Raw genomic sequence first — 1,535 nt, 5'->3', positions numbered from 1 at the left:
CCACTGCCGGTGCCGCCGCGCACGCGGTCGATCGCCTGGCGCAGCCGCGTCAGGGTCGACTGCGATTGCCCGGTCTGCGCCTCCGCGCCCACCGCCGCGGCTGCCACGCTGCCGGCCGCGGCGGTGCCGGTGGCCGGCACGCCGCCGCTGCCTGTCGTCGACCCCGTGCGGCGCGGCGCGTCCTTCGGATCGCGCGACGGGTCACGGGGATCACGGGGATCGCGCGGCGCACGCGGGTTCGACACCAGCATCTCCTGCGAGCTCACCGCGGCGAGCGAGCGCTTCAGGTCCTCCATGCGCGCGGTCTCGCGCAGGTCCTGCTCGGGCGAGCGGGGTGCGGCGGCCGACGGCGGCGGTGCCTCGCGCTGCGCCTCGGCGCGGGCGCGCTCCAACGCGAGCTTCTTCTGCCGCTCGGTCTCCAGGCGCGCCGCCTCGACGCGCTGCTTGGCCTCGAAGTCGACGAACGGATCCTGCGGCGGCGGCTTGCCGGTATCGGCCACCGCGGCGATCGGCTTCGGCGGGCTGCGCAGAGAATCGACCAGCAGGCCGCCGACGATCAGGCCGCCGAGCACCGCGCCGACGATCACCACGCGCTTGCCGTGCTGCGAGACCTGCTCGTCGCCGCCCGGCGGCTGGGTCGGCGGCAGGCTGTCGGTGAAGGGCTGCGCCGCGGCGCCGGCCGGCGGGTTGTGAGGGGTGGGCTGGCTCATCTCAGGACTCCCGTTCACCCTTGCGGGTGATGCTCAGCGTCTGCTTGCCCGAGTACAGCGTGAACTTCGGGAACAGGCCGCTGATCTGGTAGGTGCGCGTTGGCTCGTCGTATGCGTAGTCGAGCAGCACCGCCTTGCCGTCGAGCTCGGCCATGATCGATGCGATGCCCTGCGCGCCTTCCTTCATGCGCACGTAGGTGAAGCGGCCGTCGTCGTACACCGACTCGATCTCGCCGGCGGTCCAGCGCGAGAACAGCCCGGTCTCCCAGCCGTAGTTGCTGTTGAGCTTCTTGCGGTAGGCCTTCATCGAATCGCGCGCCTGGCGCTCCAGCCCGGCATTGCGCTCGCGCAGCGCGGTCACTTCCTGCCGCGAGTCCTGCGCATACGAGCCGTCGCTGCGCTGGTCGCCGGCGCGCGCCCAGGCGCCGCGCGAGATCAGCCCCGGGTCGGCCTGGATGTAGACGCAGTGCGAGATCTCCAGGTTCTCGGGCACGCGCGTGACGAGGAACTCGTAGGCGTTGCCGCTCTGGCCGATCGCCGAGATCGTGGTCGAACGGCCTTCGCTCGAGCGGCTGGTCGGCTTGATGAAGATGCGGCTGTTGATCCAGTCGAGCGCCCACAGCTCCTTGTCGCCCATGATCACGTCGATGCCGGCCTCGGGCAGTGCGACGTGGATCTGCTTGAAGGGCTGGGCCTGCAGCCGGATGATGTCGCCGCGCTGCCAGTTGATCGTGCGGCAGCTCAGCGCCGGCTCGCCGGGGCGCGCCTGGTTGGCGGCGCGCGCCTGGATGCGCGGGGTGGCCGCCGCCACGCGGCGTGCAGGCG

General features: G+C 72.2%; 1 protein-coding gene and 1 pseudogene. Both read right to left on the bottom strand.

Going from position 1 to position 1,535, the window contains the following annotated elements; all coding sequences use genetic code 11:
* Window positions 1-710, bottom strand: a pseudogene (locus ACXJLU_RS33295) (hypothetical protein); the annotation flags it as partial.
* Between the two features lies 1 nt (window position 711).
* Window positions 712-1,535 (bottom strand): TrbG/VirB9 family P-type conjugative transfer protein (locus tag ACXJLU_RS33290; RefSeq protein ID WP_457337999.1); only part of this gene is annotated, 824 nt, incomplete at its 5' end.

The organism is Rhizobacter sp. P5_C2, assembly GCF_054049715.1.
The sequence above is the reverse complement of the archived record's forward strand: the minus strand, read 5'-3'. Positions and strand labels throughout refer to the sequence as shown.